This window comes from Erythrobacter crassostreae, from assembly GCF_019204045.1.
Taxonomy (GTDB): domain Bacteria; phylum Pseudomonadota; class Alphaproteobacteria; order Sphingomonadales; family Sphingomonadaceae; genus Erythrobacter; species Erythrobacter crassostreae.
In genome coordinates, this window is the sequence record NZ_JAGSPC010000002.1 from 18,182 (window position 1) to 33,344 (window position 15,163).

Below are 15,163 nucleotides of genomic sequence, written 5' to 3' on the forward strand. Positions count from 1 at the left end.
CGGAGATTGGCAATCGTATCGAACTGCAACTGGTTCAGCATCGCAAAAAAGGAGGCAATGTAAACCGCCCCCCTCTTGGGATTATGAGTGCGCAGATACGCGCTATTTAGTTGATGAAATATCCCGCGACATCAAAACCGTCGCCGTTTCGGACGGTCACGATTGTTTCCGTCGAGATGATTTCGACCTCGGTGAATTTGGTCTGGTAAATCAAGATTTCGTAGTCACCTTCTGGTGCCCCGGGCAATGTCTCGACTTGCTGAACTGAAACCAATCGGCGTTCAGAAACCGCTCCTAGCGGCTTACGAACTGGTTCAACCAGTTCCGCCCATTCCTCTGCACTTGTCGAAGTCTGGAAGAATTCACCGGCCACGTTCCAGCTCCCTTCCCAATTCAATGCATCGACCGCAGCGATGAAAGTGGTGGCTCGTTTTAGCGCTGCGGGACTTGCCTGTTCCTCGGTCATATCTGACGCTGTCTCGGATTGCGGCGCAGTAGCCTCTGTTGAGGCCACTTCTTCAGTTTTGACGGAAGACTCTTCGCTTCCCGAATAGACGACACCGATGATGGCGGCTGCGATAAGAATAGACATGATTAGCATTCCTCCTGCGAGCCAGATGAGGCCAGATGACCTTTTGGGCTCTGTGTTGTTGAGGGTTGCAGTATCCGCCCCATCGCCCGCATCGGCGATCCCGAAAGATGTGTGCGCAGAATTTTGTGGTGCGGTCTCTTCGGCGACACCCAAAATTCTTGCGGCCTCGCGGCTGCTCGACACATCTAATTTGCGGCGCGCATTGCGCAGCCGATCGTTGACCGTGTGCACCGAAAGATCGAGTTGAGCCGCGCTCGATTTAGCATCATGCCCCGCGAGGAGTAGCCGCAGGGCTTCCTTTTCCTTCTCAGTTAAATCGGCGAGCGTAGCGCTCATCAAGCAACCAATTTCAAGTTGGCGCGGCCGCGAACCGGTGCGAGCTCGACATTCTCGATACCTTCGACATCGGCAATCCGTTCTGCCAACTCACCGTCGAGGACAAAGTTGCGACCAAGGTGCACGAACGCTTCCTCATCGGCGTCTAGGACAAGTCTCAGCAGAACCTCACCAGGCGCTTTTTCGGCCCTAGCCAGTTCAAGCTTGAGATCGTTCAGCGCTTGCACACTCAGGATGTCTGCCCGCAGCATCATTTTTGTGCTGCCGCTGACCGCAGAAAGCGGTTTCGCGCCGCGGACTGTCAGGCGCGGTGGCTCTCCCGGATTAGGCGAATCCAGCTCTACAGTGAGTAGCACGCATTCTGCGTCTTCAGCCCATTTTTGGAAGCTATCGACCAGCGATTCTTCGAAACATGCGGCAGAAAACTGCCCCGACGTGTCAGAGAAATCCGCTCGAATAAACTCGGCGCCGCGTTTGGTACGGCCTTTGTTCACGCTCTCCACCATCGCCGCGACCACTGCGCTGCTGCGCCCGCCAACTGGCGCACCCGCTTCCATCAGGCTTTGATAGGTGCGCGCACCTTGAGCCGAAGCAACATCGCGGAATTGCTGGACCGGATGGGCAGAGAAATAAAACCCGAAATTTTCGCGCTCCTTGGACATTTGTTCGATGCGGGGCCAGTCATCGGCTGGTTGCAGCCGCAGGTCATCCTCCGCTGCGTTTTCGCCGCCAAACAATCCGACTTGCCCGCTTGATCGTTCGCGCATAGCAGCATCTGCCACGGCCAGCAGCATATCAGCATTGGCAAAGAGCAGCCCGCGATTGGGTTCTAGGCCATCAAGCGCCCCGGCGCAGATCAAGCCTTCGAGCTGACGCCGGTTCATGGAGCCTTGCGGCAACCGGTCACACAGGTCCTTAAGCGTTTCGAACGGACCATTGGCCTCACGCTCTGCGACGATGGCCTCCATCGCTTTTTCACCAACATTGCGGATACCTGCGAGGGCATATCGCACGGCATAGCCGTGATCCGTTTGTTGCACGGTAAAGCGCGCTTCTGATGAATTGATGTCCGGCGGAAGAACAGTCACCCCGCCCTCATCATTCGGATAGCGCCGCGCATCATCAACAAAGATGTTGAGCTTCTCCGATTGGTGAAGATCGAAACACATAGATGCGGCATAAAACTCTTCGGGGTAATGCGCTTTGAGCCAAGCGGTTTGATACGCGAGCAAGGCGTAGGCCGCTGCGTGAGATTTGTTGAAACCATAACCTGCGAATTTGTCGATCAAATCGAACAGTTCATTGGCCTGTTTCTTCTCGATGCCAGATACTTCTTTACAACCATCGACAAAGCGGATGCGCTGGACGTCCATTTCGGCTTGAACTTTTTTACCCATGGCGCGGCGCAAAAGGTCAGCATCGCCGAGCGAATATCCGGCAAGGATCTGCGCGGCCTGCATGACCTGTTCCTGATAGACGAAAATGCCGTACGTCTCGGCGAGAATACCCTCAAGTTTTTCATGCGGGTATTCAATCGGCACTTCGCCAGCCTTACGCTGACCAAACAGCGGAATGTTGTCCATAGGGCCGGGACGATACAGCGAAACGAGCGCGATGATATCGCCGAAATTGGACGGCTTCACCGCTTTCAGTGTCCGCCGCATTCCTTCGGATTCCAGCTGGAACACGCCGACCGTGTTACCATCCTGCATAAGGTCGTAGACGGCTTTATCGTCGAGCGGCAGCAGGCCGAGATCGATTGTGATCCCGCGCAGCTCCAGCAGGTCCGTCGCTTTGCGCAGGACCGACAGCGTTTTTAGACCAAGAAAGTCGAACTTGACGAGCCCGCTGCTCTCGACATTTTTCATGTCGTACTGTGTCACCGGCATATCCGAGCGCGGATCGCGGTAAAGCGGGACAAGCTGCGACAGCGGACGATCACCGATCACCACACCGGCAGCGTGGGTGGATGAGTTGCGCGGCAGACCCTCTAACTGCATTGCCAGATCAACGAGGCGCTTTACCTCGTTATCGTTCGTGTATTCCGCCTTGAAATCGGAGGCTCCGTTGAGCGCACGCGGCAAGGTCCACGGGTCTGTCGGATGGTTGGGCACCATCTTCGTAAGCCGGTCCACCTGACCATAACTCATCTGCAAGATACGTCCGCAATCGCGCAGCACGGCGCGCGCTTTCAGCTTACCAAATGTGATGATCTGCGCGACGTGATCCGCGCCGTATTTCTGCTGAACATAGCGGATAACCTCGCCGCGACGCGTCTCGCAGAAATCGATATCGAAGTCGGGCATGGACACACGTTCCGGATTGAGGAAACGTTCAAACAGCAGGCCAAGCTGGATCGGATCGAGATCGGTGATAGTCAGCGCCCACGCAACGATAGAACCCGCACCAGAACCACGACCCGGCCCCACCGGAATACCCTGATCCTTTGCCCATTGGATGAAGTCGGCAACGATCAAGAAATAGCCCGGAAAGCCCATATTGACGATGATGCCAATCTCGTAATCGAGCCGGTCGAAATAGACTTTGCGATCCTCATCCGACATCTCGCCGTAAGGTTCCAACCGCGCTTCGAGGCCGGATTTTGACAGGTCCGCGAGCATCTTCGCCTCGCCCTCCAGATCACCGGCAAGGCTTGGCAGGATAGGGTCGCGATAAGGCGGCGCATAGGCACAGCGCTGGGCCACGATGAGGGTGTTGGCGATGGCTTCGGGCAAGTCTGCGAACAGCTCATCCATCATGCTCGCCGATTTCACGAACGCCGCTGCGTTCGAGCGCGGGCGATCCTCATTTTCGACATAGGTCGAGTTTGCGATGCACAGCATGGCATCGTGCGCCTTGTGCATATGCGGCTCTGCATAATTCGCAGGGTTGGTCGCGACCAGCGGCAAATCGCGGTCATACGCCATCTCGATCAGAGCGTCTTCGGCGCGCTCGCATTCTGGCATACCATTGCGAGCAAGCTCTATATAGAAGCGATCAGGGAACAGTTTTTGCAACCGGTCACACACTGCCTCGGCCGCAGGTGTTTGTTGCTCTGCAAGTAACCGAGTCAACGCGCCCTCGCCCGCGCCAGTTAGCGCGATTAAGCCATCGGTATGACCTTCAAGGTCCGCCATCGAAACATGCGGATCAAGCTCAAGCGGGCGATCCAGGTGCGCTTTGGAAACTAGGTGGCACAGATTGTCATAGCCTGTCTCATCCTGCGCGTAGAGAGGCAGGTAATCGACCTGCTTGCCATCCTCATCACGCGCCACGCCCAGCAATGTCCCGATGATCGGCTGAACACCCTCACCCTTGCATCCACCTGCAAACAGCACCGCACCATACAGTCCGTTCCGGTCACAAATCGCGATTGCGGGAAAGCCGCGTTCCTTGGAAAGTTTGGCAATTGCCTTGGGATCAATCGCCCCTTCAAGCATCGAATAGGACGACAGAACACGCAGCGGAATGAACGGAGCAAAAGGCATCGTTACAGAGTTACGCCTTGACCGCCTGCTTTCAAGTTGGAGGTTGGCGGTGTTGGGGATAAGCTGGGGGGCAAACGGAAACGAAAGGATGGGAACTTTCAAATGGCGGGCAAAATCGAGGTCAAAAACGTCAACACCCCGGGCAAGACTTCTCACGTGGACGCCGCAAAGTATGCGGAAATGCGGGCCGCATTCGAAGCGGCCCTTCCCAAAGCGTCTCCCGGCCTATCTCAGGCGGAAATACGCGAAGCCGTTAGACCCCACCTATCCGATGCCCATTGCCCGAACGGGCAAACGGCTGGATGGTGGGCGAAAACTGTACAACTCGATCTGGAAGCAAAAAGCTTACTCAAGCGTGAGCTGACCAAGCCGCTTCGCTGGCATTGGAATTGAACGCTGCGATCAGAGCAATTTTGCGACATCTTTCGCGATCTGCTTGGGCGTGTCCTGCGGACCGTAACGCTTCACGACATTGCCATCGCGATCGATCAGGAATTTGGTAAAGTTCCATTTGATCGAGGTAGAGCCCATCAGACCCTTCTTTTCCGACTTCATCCAATCGAACAAGGGCGAGGCATCGGGGCCGTTCACGTCGACCTTTTGCATAAGCGGGAATGTCACACCGAAATTGACTTTGCAGAACTCGGCAATCTCGTCTGAATTGCCCGGTTCTTGCCCGCCAAACTGGTTGCACGGAAAACCGAGAACTTCGAAATCCTTCTCTTTGAAATCCTGAAACAGCTTTTCCAGGCCGTCATATTGCGGGGTAAACCCGCATTTGCTGGCAGTGTTGACCACAAGCAGGACTTTCCCCTTCTTTTCTGAAAGGTCGAGCTCTTCACCGCGATTAGTGGTGACGGTGAAATCGGCAATGATTGTCATGATACACTCCTGAATTCTACAACGACTCATGTGGGCGCTCAAAACGCGATGAACAGGGCGGCTAGAAATCGAGTGCGTTAGTTCAGCAGACCATCATGCAAGCGAACGACCCGGTCCATACGGGCCGCAAGGCGTTCATTATGCGTCGCAACCAACGCCGCGCTGCCTTCGCCGCGGACGAGTTCGAGAAATTGTCCCAGCACCGTATCCGCCGTGCTTTCATCAAGATTGCCGGTCGGCTCGTCCGCCAAAACCAGTGTCGGTTGGTTCGCCAAAGCACGGGCCACCGCCACGCGCTGCTGCTCTCCGCCGGAAAGCTGGCTTGGCCTGTGTGTGAGACGATGCCCAAGGCCAAGGCTCGTAAGCAGGCTTTGGGAGCGATCCAGAGCAGCATCACGCGATGTGCCTGCGATCATTTGCGGCATCACGACGTTCTCTGTCGCGTCAAAATCCGGCAGCAAATGGTGGAACTGGTAGACAAAACCCAGATGTTCTCGCCGAAGCCGCGTGCGCCCGTCAGGTGGCAATTTCTCCGCTCGTTCGCCAGCAATCGCAATCGAGCCTTCGAAACCACCTTCGAGCAGGCCAACGGCTTGCAACATGGTTGATTTTCCTGAACCCGACGGTCCAAGCAGCGCGACAATCTCGCCGGGCTGAATATCGAGGTCCACACCGCGCAGAACATCAATGCGCTGGCCGCCCTGTTCAAAGCTGCGCTTCAGAGCGCGCAGCGATACAATCGGACTACTCATAACGCAGCACCTGCACCGGATCGGTATTGGACGCCTTAAACGCAGGATAGAGAGTGGCGAGAAAGCTCAAGACGATGCCGAGAGCGGTAATGCCGATAATTTCTCCGGGGTCGACCCTTACCGGTAACGAAGTCAGGAAGCGCACCGAGGGGTCCCAGATCTCGACGCCTGTCAGATACGCGATCCCGTCTACAATCCCGTTGCGGAAATAGAGCAATACGAAACCCAGTATCAAACCGGTCACAGTTCCCAGCGTCCCGATTGTTGTTCCGGTCGTCACGAAAATCTTGAGCAAGCTGCGACGGGTGGCGCCCATTGTGCGCATAATTGCAATGTCGCGAGTTTTGGCGCGGACCAGCATCACAAGGCTCGAAAGAATATTAAAAGACGCAACCAACACCATGAAGCTGAGAACAAAGAACATCGCCACACGCTCAACTTCCAGCGCTTCGAACAGGGTCGAATTGATCTGTTTCCAATCGGCGATGACAGCGCGGCCAACCAGCGCCTCCTCAACCGGAGCGAGAATTTCACCAACATTATCAGGATCGGTAACAGTAACTTCGATCAGGCCAACAGTATCGCCGAGCAGCAAGAGCGTTTGTGCGTCCTGCATCGGCATAATCACAAAAGTCTCGTCGAAATCATAAATACCGATCTCGAAGATCGCGCCGACTTCATACCCAACCTGACGGATAGACGTACCAAAGGGCGTCGTGCGCCCCTGCGGGTTGATAATGGTGATTGTGTCACCGACGCGCGCGCCGATGTTGGAAGCGAGCCGGGAACCGATGGCGACCTTCCCGGAATCGGGGATCAAGGTTTCAATCTCCCCAAGCAAAACCTTTTCGCCCAGATCAGCAATGTCCTCAGCCGTGTTTCCGCGAACGAAAATCGCAACCGCGCGGCCATTAAAACTCGCGAGCAAGGGCTGCTCAATCAACGGAGATGCGTTTACGACGCCTTCAGTCGAACGCACTTGATCGAGAGTGTTTTCCCAGTTCTCCAGCTTACCGCCATAGGCCTGAACCACGGCGTGACCGTTCAATCCGGCGAATTTGTCGAGCATTTCCCCGCGAAAACCGCCCATGACACTCATGACAAGCACCAGCATCGCGACAGAAAGCATCACCACGCCGACCGATATACCAGCGACAAGCGCGATGAAGGCCTCCCCCTTACCGGGCCAGAGATACCTTTTGGCGATCATTCTTTCGAAAGGAGTAAGCATGAAGTTTGCGCGCTGACTTATTACTTGTGAACGCAGGCTGTAGGCGGGCACCTATGCGCACACAATGTATGCGCCCCACACGATTGTGAGTAACCGCCTCTCTTGCACGCATCGGCAGCATGACCAGACGCAAAAATGAGGGCATTAGAGGCCCCACAGCGCTTGTAATTGATCCGTAACATCGCCATTGACCTCACACCCGACGGAGCAGCGCAGCGGACGGATCTGGCGATGTCAATTTCACGCACCAATATCACCCATCCATTTTTGGACGACGATGGCGACAAGCTGCGCGAGGAATGCGGCGTTTTTGGCGCAATCAACGCCGCGGATGCTGCCGCCGCGACAGCATTGGGCCTGCACGCCCTCCAGCATCGCGGACAGGAAGCTGTCGGCATTACGAGTTACGACGGAAAAGAGTTCTTCTCACGCCGCGGACTTGGCCATGTGGCGGAGAACTTCTCATCGTCCGAGGCTATTTCCGAATTGCCCGGCAATATGGCCTCTGGCCATGTGCGTTATTCCACCACCGGCGGCGCGGGCCTGCGCAATGTGCAGCCGCTCTATGCTGAGCTTGCAAGTGGCGGTTTCGCGGTTGCTCACAATGGCAATTTCTCAAACGCTCAGTCCCTTCGCAAGGACCTCGTTAACAAGGGCTCGATTTTCCAATCGACCTCAGACACCGAAGTCATCATCCACCTCGTCGCGACAAGCCGGTATCCCACGATTGCTGACCGTTTGATCGATGCGCTGCGTTTGGTCGAAGGTGCTTATGCTCTGATCGTCACCACACCTGAGGGCATGATCGCGTGCAGAGACCCGCTCGGCATTCGCCCATTGGTGATGGGCCGCATGGGCGAAGCAGTGGTGTTCGCCAGCGAAAGCGTTGCATTCGACGTGATCGGCGCGGAATTGATCCGCGAAGTCGAGCCCGGCGAAATGATTCAGGTCGATTTTGAGGGCGAAATCAAAAGCCTTCATCCGTTCGGCAAGCAGCCTTCACGCCCCTGTATTTTCGAGCACGTCTATTTCAGCCGTCCTGACAGCATCTTTGCCGGACGCAGCGTGTATGAAGCGCGCAAGGCTATTGGTGCGCAGCTCGCGATGGAATCGCCCTGCGAAGTTGATCTCGTCGTGCCTGTTCCGGACAGCGGCGTGCCAGCGGCAATCGGTTATGCTCAGGAGTCCGGTATTCCATTCGAGCTGGGCATTATCCGCTCGCACTATGTTGGCCGCACATTTATCCAACCCTCGGACAGCGCACGCACATCGGGCGTAAAGCGCAAGCACAATGCCAATCGCGGGCTTGTCGAAGGCAAGAAGATCGTTTTGATCGACGATTCCATCGTGCGGGGGACAACCAGTCTTAAGATTGTAGAGATGATGCGTGAAGCAGGCGCCGCGGAGGTTCACTTTCGTGTTGCCAGCCCGCCAACCGCGCATAGCTGTTTCTACGGTGTGGACACCCCTGAACGCAGCAAGTTGCTGGCTGCGCGCATGGATATCGAGCCTATGCGGGAGTTTATTCAGGCCGATAGCCTCGCGTTTATCTCGATTGATGGTCTCTACCGCGCTGTCGGATCGGAAACCCGTGACAAGGCCTGCCCACAGTTCTGCGATGCGTGCTTTACCGGAGAGTATCCGACCACCCTCACAGATTTCAATCAGACCGATCAAAAGTCCGCTGAACTGCCATTTGCCGACCCTAAGGCCGCTTAAACCATGACAAATACGAAACCGCTTGATGGGCAAACTGCCCTTGTCACTGGCGCGAGCCGCGGGATTGGCGCGGCGACTGCGATAGCCCTTGCCGAAGCCGGCGCGCATGTAATTTTGGTCGCGCGCAAGGTCAAAGCGCTTGAATTGATCGAAGACAAAATTCACGAAAAAGGCGGTTCCTCCACGATTGCTCCGGTCGACTTGACCGAACCGGATGCCGTCAGCCGTCTGGCAGGTGCCATTGCAGGCCGCTGGAAAACACTTGATATCCTTTGCCTGTCAGCAGCTTATCTACCCGAATTAACACCAGTTTCACAGATCGACCCGAAGCAATTCAATCAGGCTTTGATGATTAATGTCGTCGCTACACAGGCGATCCTTGCTTCGTTTGATCCCCTAATCCGCCGTGCTGAAAATGGCCGCGTGATTGGCCTGACCAGTTCAGTGGGGGCTGACCCGCGCGCTTTCTGGGCTGCATACGGATCAACCAAGGCAGCATTCGACAATCTTCTGGAAAGCTATGCCTCCGAGAGCGAGAAAATCTCTCCATTGCGCGTGGCGATTGTCGATCCGGGGGCCACTCGCACCGAAATGCGTGCCCGCGCCTATCCCGGCGAAGATCCCGAGACGGTGAAACCGCCAGAAGCCGTCGCTGAACGGATCACTGCGCTCGTGCAGGAAGACTTCAAAACCGGCCACCGCGAGCGGGTCGAAGGCTGAAGCGTTTCGTTCTTGCGGCGAAATTCGTGCAGAAGTTTTAGTGAAGCCCAAATTAACCCTGTTTTGTAATCCGGTCGAAAGGCTGGAGGGCTGAATGCTGTCATTGACCAATGACCGAAGACCAAACGGCGAAGAGACCAAACGCTGCTTGAATAGGGTTTTAATGGCTATGCCGACCGAAAATGACAGATATAGCGTCGCCTCGCAGGAGGATCGCTGCTCACCGCGTACAAAGCTGACAATTCCTGCGACTGTGCGGGCATCGGGCGGCCGCGCGTTTCAAAGCGTGGTTCAGGATTTATCGATATCCGGCTTCTCCGCCGCATCGATCAATCGGATGCATGAAGGTCAGGTTTGCTGGCTCACCCTCCCCGGCCTCGAATCGCTCCAAAGCGAAGTCGTTTGGTGGGATAACTGCATCGTCGGCTGCGCGTTCACCGAGCTTTTGAGCCCGATCGTGCACGACAACATCCTGCAGCGTTACAGCAACACCGGCATATACCGCACAGCGATCTGAACGCGCTGTCAGGGCTGCGTGCTAAGCTTGTACGCAAACCGGAGCCATTTCTCGCCATATTCGCTGCTGGTCGCTGTCGGCCAGTTGCTGACCCGCGCCACGACCAGATCAGCCTCTGGGATCAGCGTGATGGCTTGACCAAAAATGCCCTGCGCGCCGAAATTTCCGCCCGGATAAGTCCACCATTGGTATCCGTAACCAAATCCGTTGCCGCCGAAATCTACTTGTTGGCCGCCCGCTTTGGCAAACCATCCCTCGGGCACGATCGATGTACCGTTGCTTTGCAAACCGCCAGTCCGCACAAACTCACCCATGCGAGCATAATCAGACAGGCGCAGCGACAGGCAGCACCCGCCGATATTGCCGCCGCGTGGGTCAGTCATCCAGAACATGCCGCCCGCAAAACCGGCAGGCTCGACAATCTTGGCTTGGCTGTATTCGGCAAGCGACATGCCGACGGCGTTTTCGACAAGCAAACCAATCAGATTGGTCTCGCCAGTCTTGTATTTGAATTTCTCGCCCGGCTCCGCTTCACGATCAAGGCGCTTCATCTGTTCGACAATCGCATCGGGTCCGTATTCGACGACATATTTGTTTAGCTGAGACACATCGCTTTCAGGATCGGTGTAATCCTCATTCCAAGCGACGCCGCTGGTCATGGTCGCGATCTGCTCAACGGTGACATCGTCATACGCTGATCCAGTTAGCTCCGGAATGTATCGAGTTACCTGGTCGTCCATGCTTTCAATCGACCCATCTTTCACCGCAGCGCCAAGAAGCGTCGAGGTGAAGCTTTTCGCGACGGAGAAACTCGTCCAGCGATCCTGCGCTTCGAGGCCCAAACCATATCCTTCAAAGCGAACTTTGCCGCCCTGAAGCACCATTACGCCCGCTGTGTTCGTTTCTTCGATCAGCGTCTTAATCTCTGCCTGAATATCCGCGCTTAGCGGAGCGCCTGCAGGCAAATCGCGTGTTTCCAGCGCGGCCGGCACTTCGTGGCCTGCAAACCAGTTTTCCATGTCGCGAAAACGCTCAGAACGCTGGGCGTCATTCCAGAACAAGACCTGCAATTCGGAAGGGTCGCGCTCGGGAGGAGCCACAAGCTGGACGGCAATAGCTTGAGTGGTCGCAACAGTAGAGACAGCCTGCGCGTTCTTTTCAGGAGCGCCATAACTGGCACTGCATCCAGCAAGCGCCACGGCGATAATTCCGGCAAGTCCAGCGTTTCGAATTGTCATGTTCTCGTCTCCTCTTGCAGGGACGATAGTCTAAGCTTTGACGAGCGTCACCTGATGAACGTCGATATTTCCGGCGAGGAACCCGCCTTCACAATATGACAGGTAATACCGCCACAATCTGACAAATCGGTCATCGAAGTCCTCAGGCAGACGGCCCTCTGCAACTGCGCGATCGAACATGATGCGCCATTCTTTCAGAGTTGCGGCGTAATCACGTCCGAAATCGAGTTGGTCGCGCCATTCAAGGCCTCTCGCCTCTGCCAAGGCTTTGAACTCCGAAGAGTTGATCAGCATTCCGCCGGGAAAGACATATGCCTGGATGAAATCGGCGCTGTTCGCATATGTCTCGAACAAGTCATCCGCCATGGAGATATACTGGATCGCAGCACGGCCCCCTGGTTTCAGGTTGGAAGCGACGCAATCAAGGAATGTCGGCCAATATTCGCGGCCCAACGCCTCCACCATTTCAACGCTGGCAATTGCATCGAACTGTCCGGAAACATCGCGGTAATCGCATTTTTCAAACGCGATGGACGCGGGCCGGTTTCGGCGGGCATAGGCAAGCTGTTCGTCCGACAGGCTGATCGCGGTCACCTTTGCATCCGATTTCTCGATACGCTCCGCTAACGCGCCCCAACCGCAGCCTATCTCCAGAACGTCCTTGGCATCTCCCAACCGCGCTAAAATTGCATCAAGCTTACGCAATTGCGCCGCTTTAAGGCCGTCATCGCCATATGCCAGCGCACTCGAATAGGTCAGCGTTTCATCAAGCCATGCTCGATAGAAATCATTGCCCAGGTCATAATGCGCGGAAATATTGCGAACCGAACCGGCGCGGTCGTTGCGGTTAAAATAGTGCGCCGCGCGCGCGACCCATTTTGACAAGCCGGAACTGCGCGCAGTATCGCCCAGAGTGCGCGCATTGTCAGACATCAGCGCGAACAGATGCGCGTGGTTGTCAGCCTCCCATTCACCGGCTTCGTACGCCTGATACCAGCCAACAGAGCCGCTGGTCGCAAGCCTTAGCAATGCACGCCAGTCTTTCAGATCAACATGGACATCAAAGCCGGGCGCTCTACCGCCCAGGACGCGGGTTGTGCCGTCGGGAAGCTTCGCGGTTATCGAGCCGCGCTCGAAACCCTTGTCCACGCGGTCTAGCATGGTCTTGAAACCAGGTGCGAACAGGCGCGAAAGCAAGTTCGGGCGCGGCGCAAAACGTGCTCCGCCGCTCAGCAATTCGTCGCCTCTGATCCCCTGCGTCGTCATGCCGTCTGCATAGCCAAGAGGCAGCGATTTGGGCAAGGTGCGGCGAGGAGAGTTATCCGTCTTTCATCGCCTTATACGCATCCATTGCGCGCTCACGCCCCGCTTTGTGTGCGATCATCTTCGGCGGGTAGGCCTTAGGCAGACAGCCATGCTCTTCCGGATCATGGATGTATGGTGCATCCAGATCGGCGAGCTCCGGCACATATTCGCGGATATAGCTGGCCGCGTCGAACTTTTCGGACTGCGTCAGCGGCGCCATGATCCGCACAAACATATTGGAATCGACGCCCGTGCCTGCATTCCACTGCCAATTGACCGAGTTCGATCCGTAATCGGCATCGCACAGGCAATCCCAAAACCACTCCTCACCTTTGCGCCAGTCAATCAGCAAGTGTTTAATCAGGAAACTGGCGGTGATCATACGGACGCGATTGTGCATCCAACCAGTCTGATAAAGCTGCCGCATTCCGGCATCGACGATTGGGTATCCGGTCTTCCCCTCCTGCCATTTCTTGAGGTCGCGCGCGGCTTTCTCATCCGTATCTGGATCGCGCCATTTCAGCTGATCGTAATCCTCGCGGTAATTCTCGCGAGCATAAGCGGGGAATTGGCAGATGACGTTGGCGGCATAGTCGCGCCAGACGAGCTCGCTTTCATAACTTTGCCATCCATCAGAGCGTTTGTGTTTGAGGGCATCCCAGATTTGCACTGGACCGATCTCACCAAAATGCAGGCTTGGCGATAGGCGGGACGATCCGTCTTGGCTGGGCAGATTGCGACGGTCTTCGTAATCGGAGACATCCTCCTCCCATTCCGAGAGCCGCTGATGCGCGGCCTCTTCCCCGACCTGCCAAAAATCCGCGAGCCCGCCGGACCAATCGGGCCTTGTCGGAAGCAGCTCCCAATCTGCAAGATTATCGCTGGCCGGCCACGTCTCTGGCGACGAGAGCGTATCAGGCTCCGGCACCACATCGCGAGGCGGGAATTGCTGGCGCATGGCTTTGTAGAACGGGGTGTAGATCTTGTACTGGCTTCCCGATCCGGTCGTGATGTGACCGGCGGGATAGAGATAGATCCCGTCATAGAGTTGCAGGTCGAGCTTGTCTGAGAGCTTACCCTGCGCCTTGCGCCACCACGGCTCATAATGCCGGTTCGCATGAACGGTTTTGGCTCCGACTTCCTCTGCGACCTTGCAAAGCTCCTCCACCGCATCGCCGCGCCGCAGGATCAGCTTTGCGTTGCGCTTGCCAAGGCTGTTTGAAAGGCTTTCAAGCGAGTGATGCAGCCACCACCGCGAGGCACCGCCATAGGCATGGTGCCCGGCGGCATCATCATCAAGGACATAAACGCACACCACCGGCCCTTGGGACGCAGCGGCAAACAAAGCGGGATTATCGGCCATGCGCAGATCGCGCCGCAGCCAGACGATTTGTGTTTCACTCATAAATGATGAAGCGCGTTACTCGGCAGTGAGTTCCTCACATTTCACATCAGGCAGCGCGATGGAAAACCGATCGCGGGCGCGGGGATCGTAAAAGCGTGCGTCACGCAGGATCACAGAGCCGTCTTCGGCGCGTTCAGCGAACGGAGCGCGGGACCAAAACAGGAAGGCGTCGAGTTGCGAGTTTAACAAACGGTCATCGGACAAGTCTGGGATGACGCATTGAACGGCCTGTGAATGTTTAAAGCCATAGTCGAAATCCGCGCCATTCCACTCGTTCGATATCCACTCGCCATCGTACATCTGGATAATTCTCTCCCGCTCCCAGAAATAGACTGGCACCGGGCTTACAATAACTTGGCTCCCATACGGTTCGTTCGATTTGGCGAGGATGTCCACATACTGCGTAATAGCCCAATTCATCGCGATATACGCCAATGCAGCGGCAATCCCGACCCAAGCAGGCTTCGTCCAATTGCCGCCCTTTTTCTCGGCTCGCAGGGACCACCAGACGCTCACGATCAGCATCGCCCATAGCCATACGTCAATGATGAACAGCGTATCGCCGTAGAACCATTGGGAGGAGAACGGCTCAAAGAAGCGGATGCCGTACACATTCAGCCAGTCGAACAACGGATGCGAGAGCGCGCCGATAAAGCTCAATCCATAGAGCCATCCGAAATGCACCGGACGTCGCCCCTCAGGACGTTTCCCGCGCTTTTCTTGCCAGCGGTCAAAACCCCACAGCAACGCAGCCAAAATCAGAGGCAGGATCACCAATGCAGGCGGACCGTGTGTGATCCCGCGCCGGAAACCGAGATGCTCTGTCCCCTCAAGCCAGAAAAAACACGCCGCATCGACATCGGGCAGGTTCGCACCGATTATCAGCGCCGGCATCGCGAGACCGGTCTTTTTCTTAAGGCCTGCTTGGCCGAGCACCGCGCCGACTAGGCTGTGAGTCAGATTGTCCATTGGCTTCGA

General features: G+C 56.2%; 13 protein-coding genes. 4 read left to right on the top strand and 9 right to left on the bottom strand.

Translation table 11 applies throughout. From position 1 onward, the window contains the following. Positions 1-106 precede the first annotated feature (106 nt). Positions 107-928 carry a helix-turn-helix domain-containing protein gene (locus KCG46_RS10765; protein WP_218405437.1) on the bottom strand — a complete coding sequence of 274 codons (822 nt, stop codon included), beginning with the start codon at positions 926-928 and terminating at the stop codon, positions 107-109. Continuing rightward, the gene (dnaE, locus tag KCG46_RS10770) at positions 928-4,416 is read right to left on the bottom strand and encodes a DNA polymerase III subunit alpha (RefSeq protein ID WP_218405438.1); all 3,489 of its coding nucleotides are present in this window, start codon (positions 4,414-4,416) and stop codon (positions 928-930) included. The genes KCG46_RS10765 and dnaE overlap by 1 nt, the downstream gene beginning before the upstream one ends. A 102-nt stretch (positions 4,417-4,518) precedes the next feature. Between dnaE and KCG46_RS10775 the strand changes: the two genes are divergently transcribed. Then, positions 4,519-4,809 (top strand): DUF6958 family protein, encoded by a 291-nt coding sequence (locus tag KCG46_RS10775; protein WP_218405439.1) that lies wholly within the window; start codon positions 4,519-4,521, stop codon positions 4,807-4,809. Between the two features lie 9 nt (positions 4,810-4,818). Here KCG46_RS10775 and KCG46_RS10780 read toward each other — a convergent pair whose 3' ends face one another. The 3 genes from KCG46_RS10780 to KCG46_RS10790 all read right to left on the bottom strand — a co-directional run bounded on the left by KCG46_RS10780 (position 4,819) and on the right by KCG46_RS10790 (position 7,281). Further along, positions 4,819-5,298: a glutathione peroxidase gene (locus KCG46_RS10780; protein WP_218405440.1), complete on the bottom strand. Its 480-nt coding sequence runs from the start codon at positions 5,296-5,298 to the stop codon at positions 4,819-4,821. A gap of 77 nt (positions 5,299-5,375) precedes the next feature. Beyond that, positions 5,376-6,050, bottom strand: coding sequence for an ABC transporter ATP-binding protein (locus KCG46_RS10785; RefSeq protein WP_218405441.1), 675 nt, complete (start codon positions 6,048-6,050; stop codon positions 5,376-5,378). Then, on the bottom strand, positions 6,043-7,281 hold the full coding sequence (locus tag KCG46_RS10790; protein ID WP_218405442.1) for a lipoprotein-releasing ABC transporter permease subunit: 1,239 nt from the start codon (positions 7,279-7,281) through the stop codon (positions 6,043-6,045). The genes KCG46_RS10785 and KCG46_RS10790 overlap by 8 nt, the downstream gene beginning before the upstream one ends. Before the next feature lie 231 nt (positions 7,282-7,512). Between KCG46_RS10790 and purF the strand changes: the two genes are divergently transcribed. The 3 genes from purF to KCG46_RS10805 all read left to right on the top strand — a co-directional run bounded on the left by purF (position 7,513) and on the right by KCG46_RS10805 (position 10,237). Continuing rightward, on the top strand, positions 7,513-9,000 hold the full coding sequence (gene purF, locus KCG46_RS10795; RefSeq protein WP_218405552.1) for an amidophosphoribosyltransferase: 1,488 nt from the start codon (positions 7,513-7,515) through the stop codon (positions 8,998-9,000). 3 nt (positions 9,001-9,003) lie between these two features. Beyond that, positions 9,004-9,720: an SDR family NAD(P)-dependent oxidoreductase gene (locus tag KCG46_RS10800; RefSeq protein WP_218405443.1), complete on the top strand. Its 717-nt coding sequence runs from the start codon at positions 9,004-9,006 to the stop codon at positions 9,718-9,720. Positions 9,721-9,883: 163 nt separating this feature from the next. Then, on the top strand, positions 9,884-10,237 hold the full coding sequence (locus tag KCG46_RS10805; RefSeq protein WP_255551966.1) for a PilZ domain-containing protein: 354 nt from the start codon (positions 9,884-9,886) through the stop codon (positions 10,235-10,237). Positions 10,238-10,245: 8 nt separating this feature from the next. On the opposite strand, the gene KCG46_RS10810 is transcribed toward KCG46_RS10805, so the two are convergent. Genes KCG46_RS10810 through KCG46_RS10825 form a run of 4 tightly spaced genes read right to left on the bottom strand, consistent with a single transcriptional unit; the run spans position 10,246 to position 15,154 of the window. After that, a complete protein-coding gene (locus KCG46_RS10810; protein WP_218405444.1) occupies positions 10,246-11,475 on the bottom strand; it encodes a serine hydrolase domain-containing protein in 1,230 nt (409 codons plus the stop codon). Positions 11,476-11,505: 30 nt separating this feature from the next. Beyond that, on the bottom strand, positions 11,506-12,741 hold the full coding sequence (locus KCG46_RS10815; protein WP_218405445.1) for an SAM-dependent methyltransferase: 1,236 nt from the start codon (positions 12,739-12,741) through the stop codon (positions 11,506-11,508). 52 nt (positions 12,742-12,793) lie between these two features. After that, on the bottom strand, positions 12,794-14,185 hold the full coding sequence (locus KCG46_RS10820; protein ID WP_218405446.1) for a cryptochrome/photolyase family protein: 1,392 nt from the start codon (positions 14,183-14,185) through the stop codon (positions 12,794-12,796). Between the two features lie 15 nt (positions 14,186-14,200). Then, a complete protein-coding gene (locus KCG46_RS10825) occupies positions 14,201-15,154 on the bottom strand; it encodes a metal-dependent hydrolase (RefSeq protein WP_218405447.1) in 954 nt (317 codons plus the stop codon). Positions 15,155-15,163 lie beyond the last annotated feature (9 nt).

Bases quoted from the DNA above. Each gene is read 5' to 3' on its own strand.
- KCG46_RS10790 (WP_218405442.1), bottom strand. From the start codon at position 7,281: ATGCTTACTCCTTTCGAAAGAATGATCGCCAAAAGGTATCTCTGGCCC.
- KCG46_RS10815 (WP_218405445.1), bottom strand. From the start codon at position 12,741: ATGACGACGCAGGGGATCAGAGGCGACGAATTGCTGAGCGGCGGAGCA.
- KCG46_RS10820 (WP_218405446.1), bottom strand. From the start codon at position 14,185: ATGAGTGAAACACAAATCGTCTGGCTGCGGCGCGATCTGCGCATGGCC.
- purF (WP_218405552.1), top strand. From the start codon at position 7,513: ATGTCAATTTCACGCACCAATATCACCCATCCATTTTTGGACGACGAT.
- KCG46_RS10825 (WP_218405447.1), bottom strand. From the start codon at position 15,154: ATGGACAATCTGACTCACAGCCTAGTCGGCGCGGTGCTCGGCCAAGCA.
- dnaE (WP_218405438.1), bottom strand. From the start codon at position 4,416: ATGCCTTTTGCTCCGTTCATTCCGCTGCGTGTTCTGTCGTCCTATTCG.
- KCG46_RS10780 (WP_218405440.1), bottom strand. From the start codon at position 5,298: ATGACAATCATTGCCGATTTCACCGTCACCACTAATCGCGGTGAAGAG.
- KCG46_RS10775 (WP_218405439.1), top strand. From the start codon at position 4,519: ATGGCGGGCAAAATCGAGGTCAAAAACGTCAACACCCCGGGCAAGACT.
- KCG46_RS10765 (WP_218405437.1), bottom strand. From the start codon at position 928: ATGAGCGCTACGCTCGCCGATTTAACTGAGAAGGAAAAGGAAGCCCTG.
- KCG46_RS10800 (WP_218405443.1), top strand. From the start codon at position 9,004: ATGACAAATACGAAACCGCTTGATGGGCAAACTGCCCTTGTCACTGGC.
- KCG46_RS10785 (WP_218405441.1), bottom strand. From the start codon at position 6,050: ATGAGTAGTCCGATTGTATCGCTGCGCGCTCTGAAGCGCAGCTTTGAA.
- KCG46_RS10810 (WP_218405444.1), bottom strand. From the start codon at position 11,475: ATGACAATTCGAAACGCTGGACTTGCCGGAATTATCGCCGTGGCGCTT.
- KCG46_RS10805 (WP_255551966.1), top strand. From the start codon at position 9,884: ATGGCTATGCCGACCGAAAATGACAGATATAGCGTCGCCTCGCAGGAG.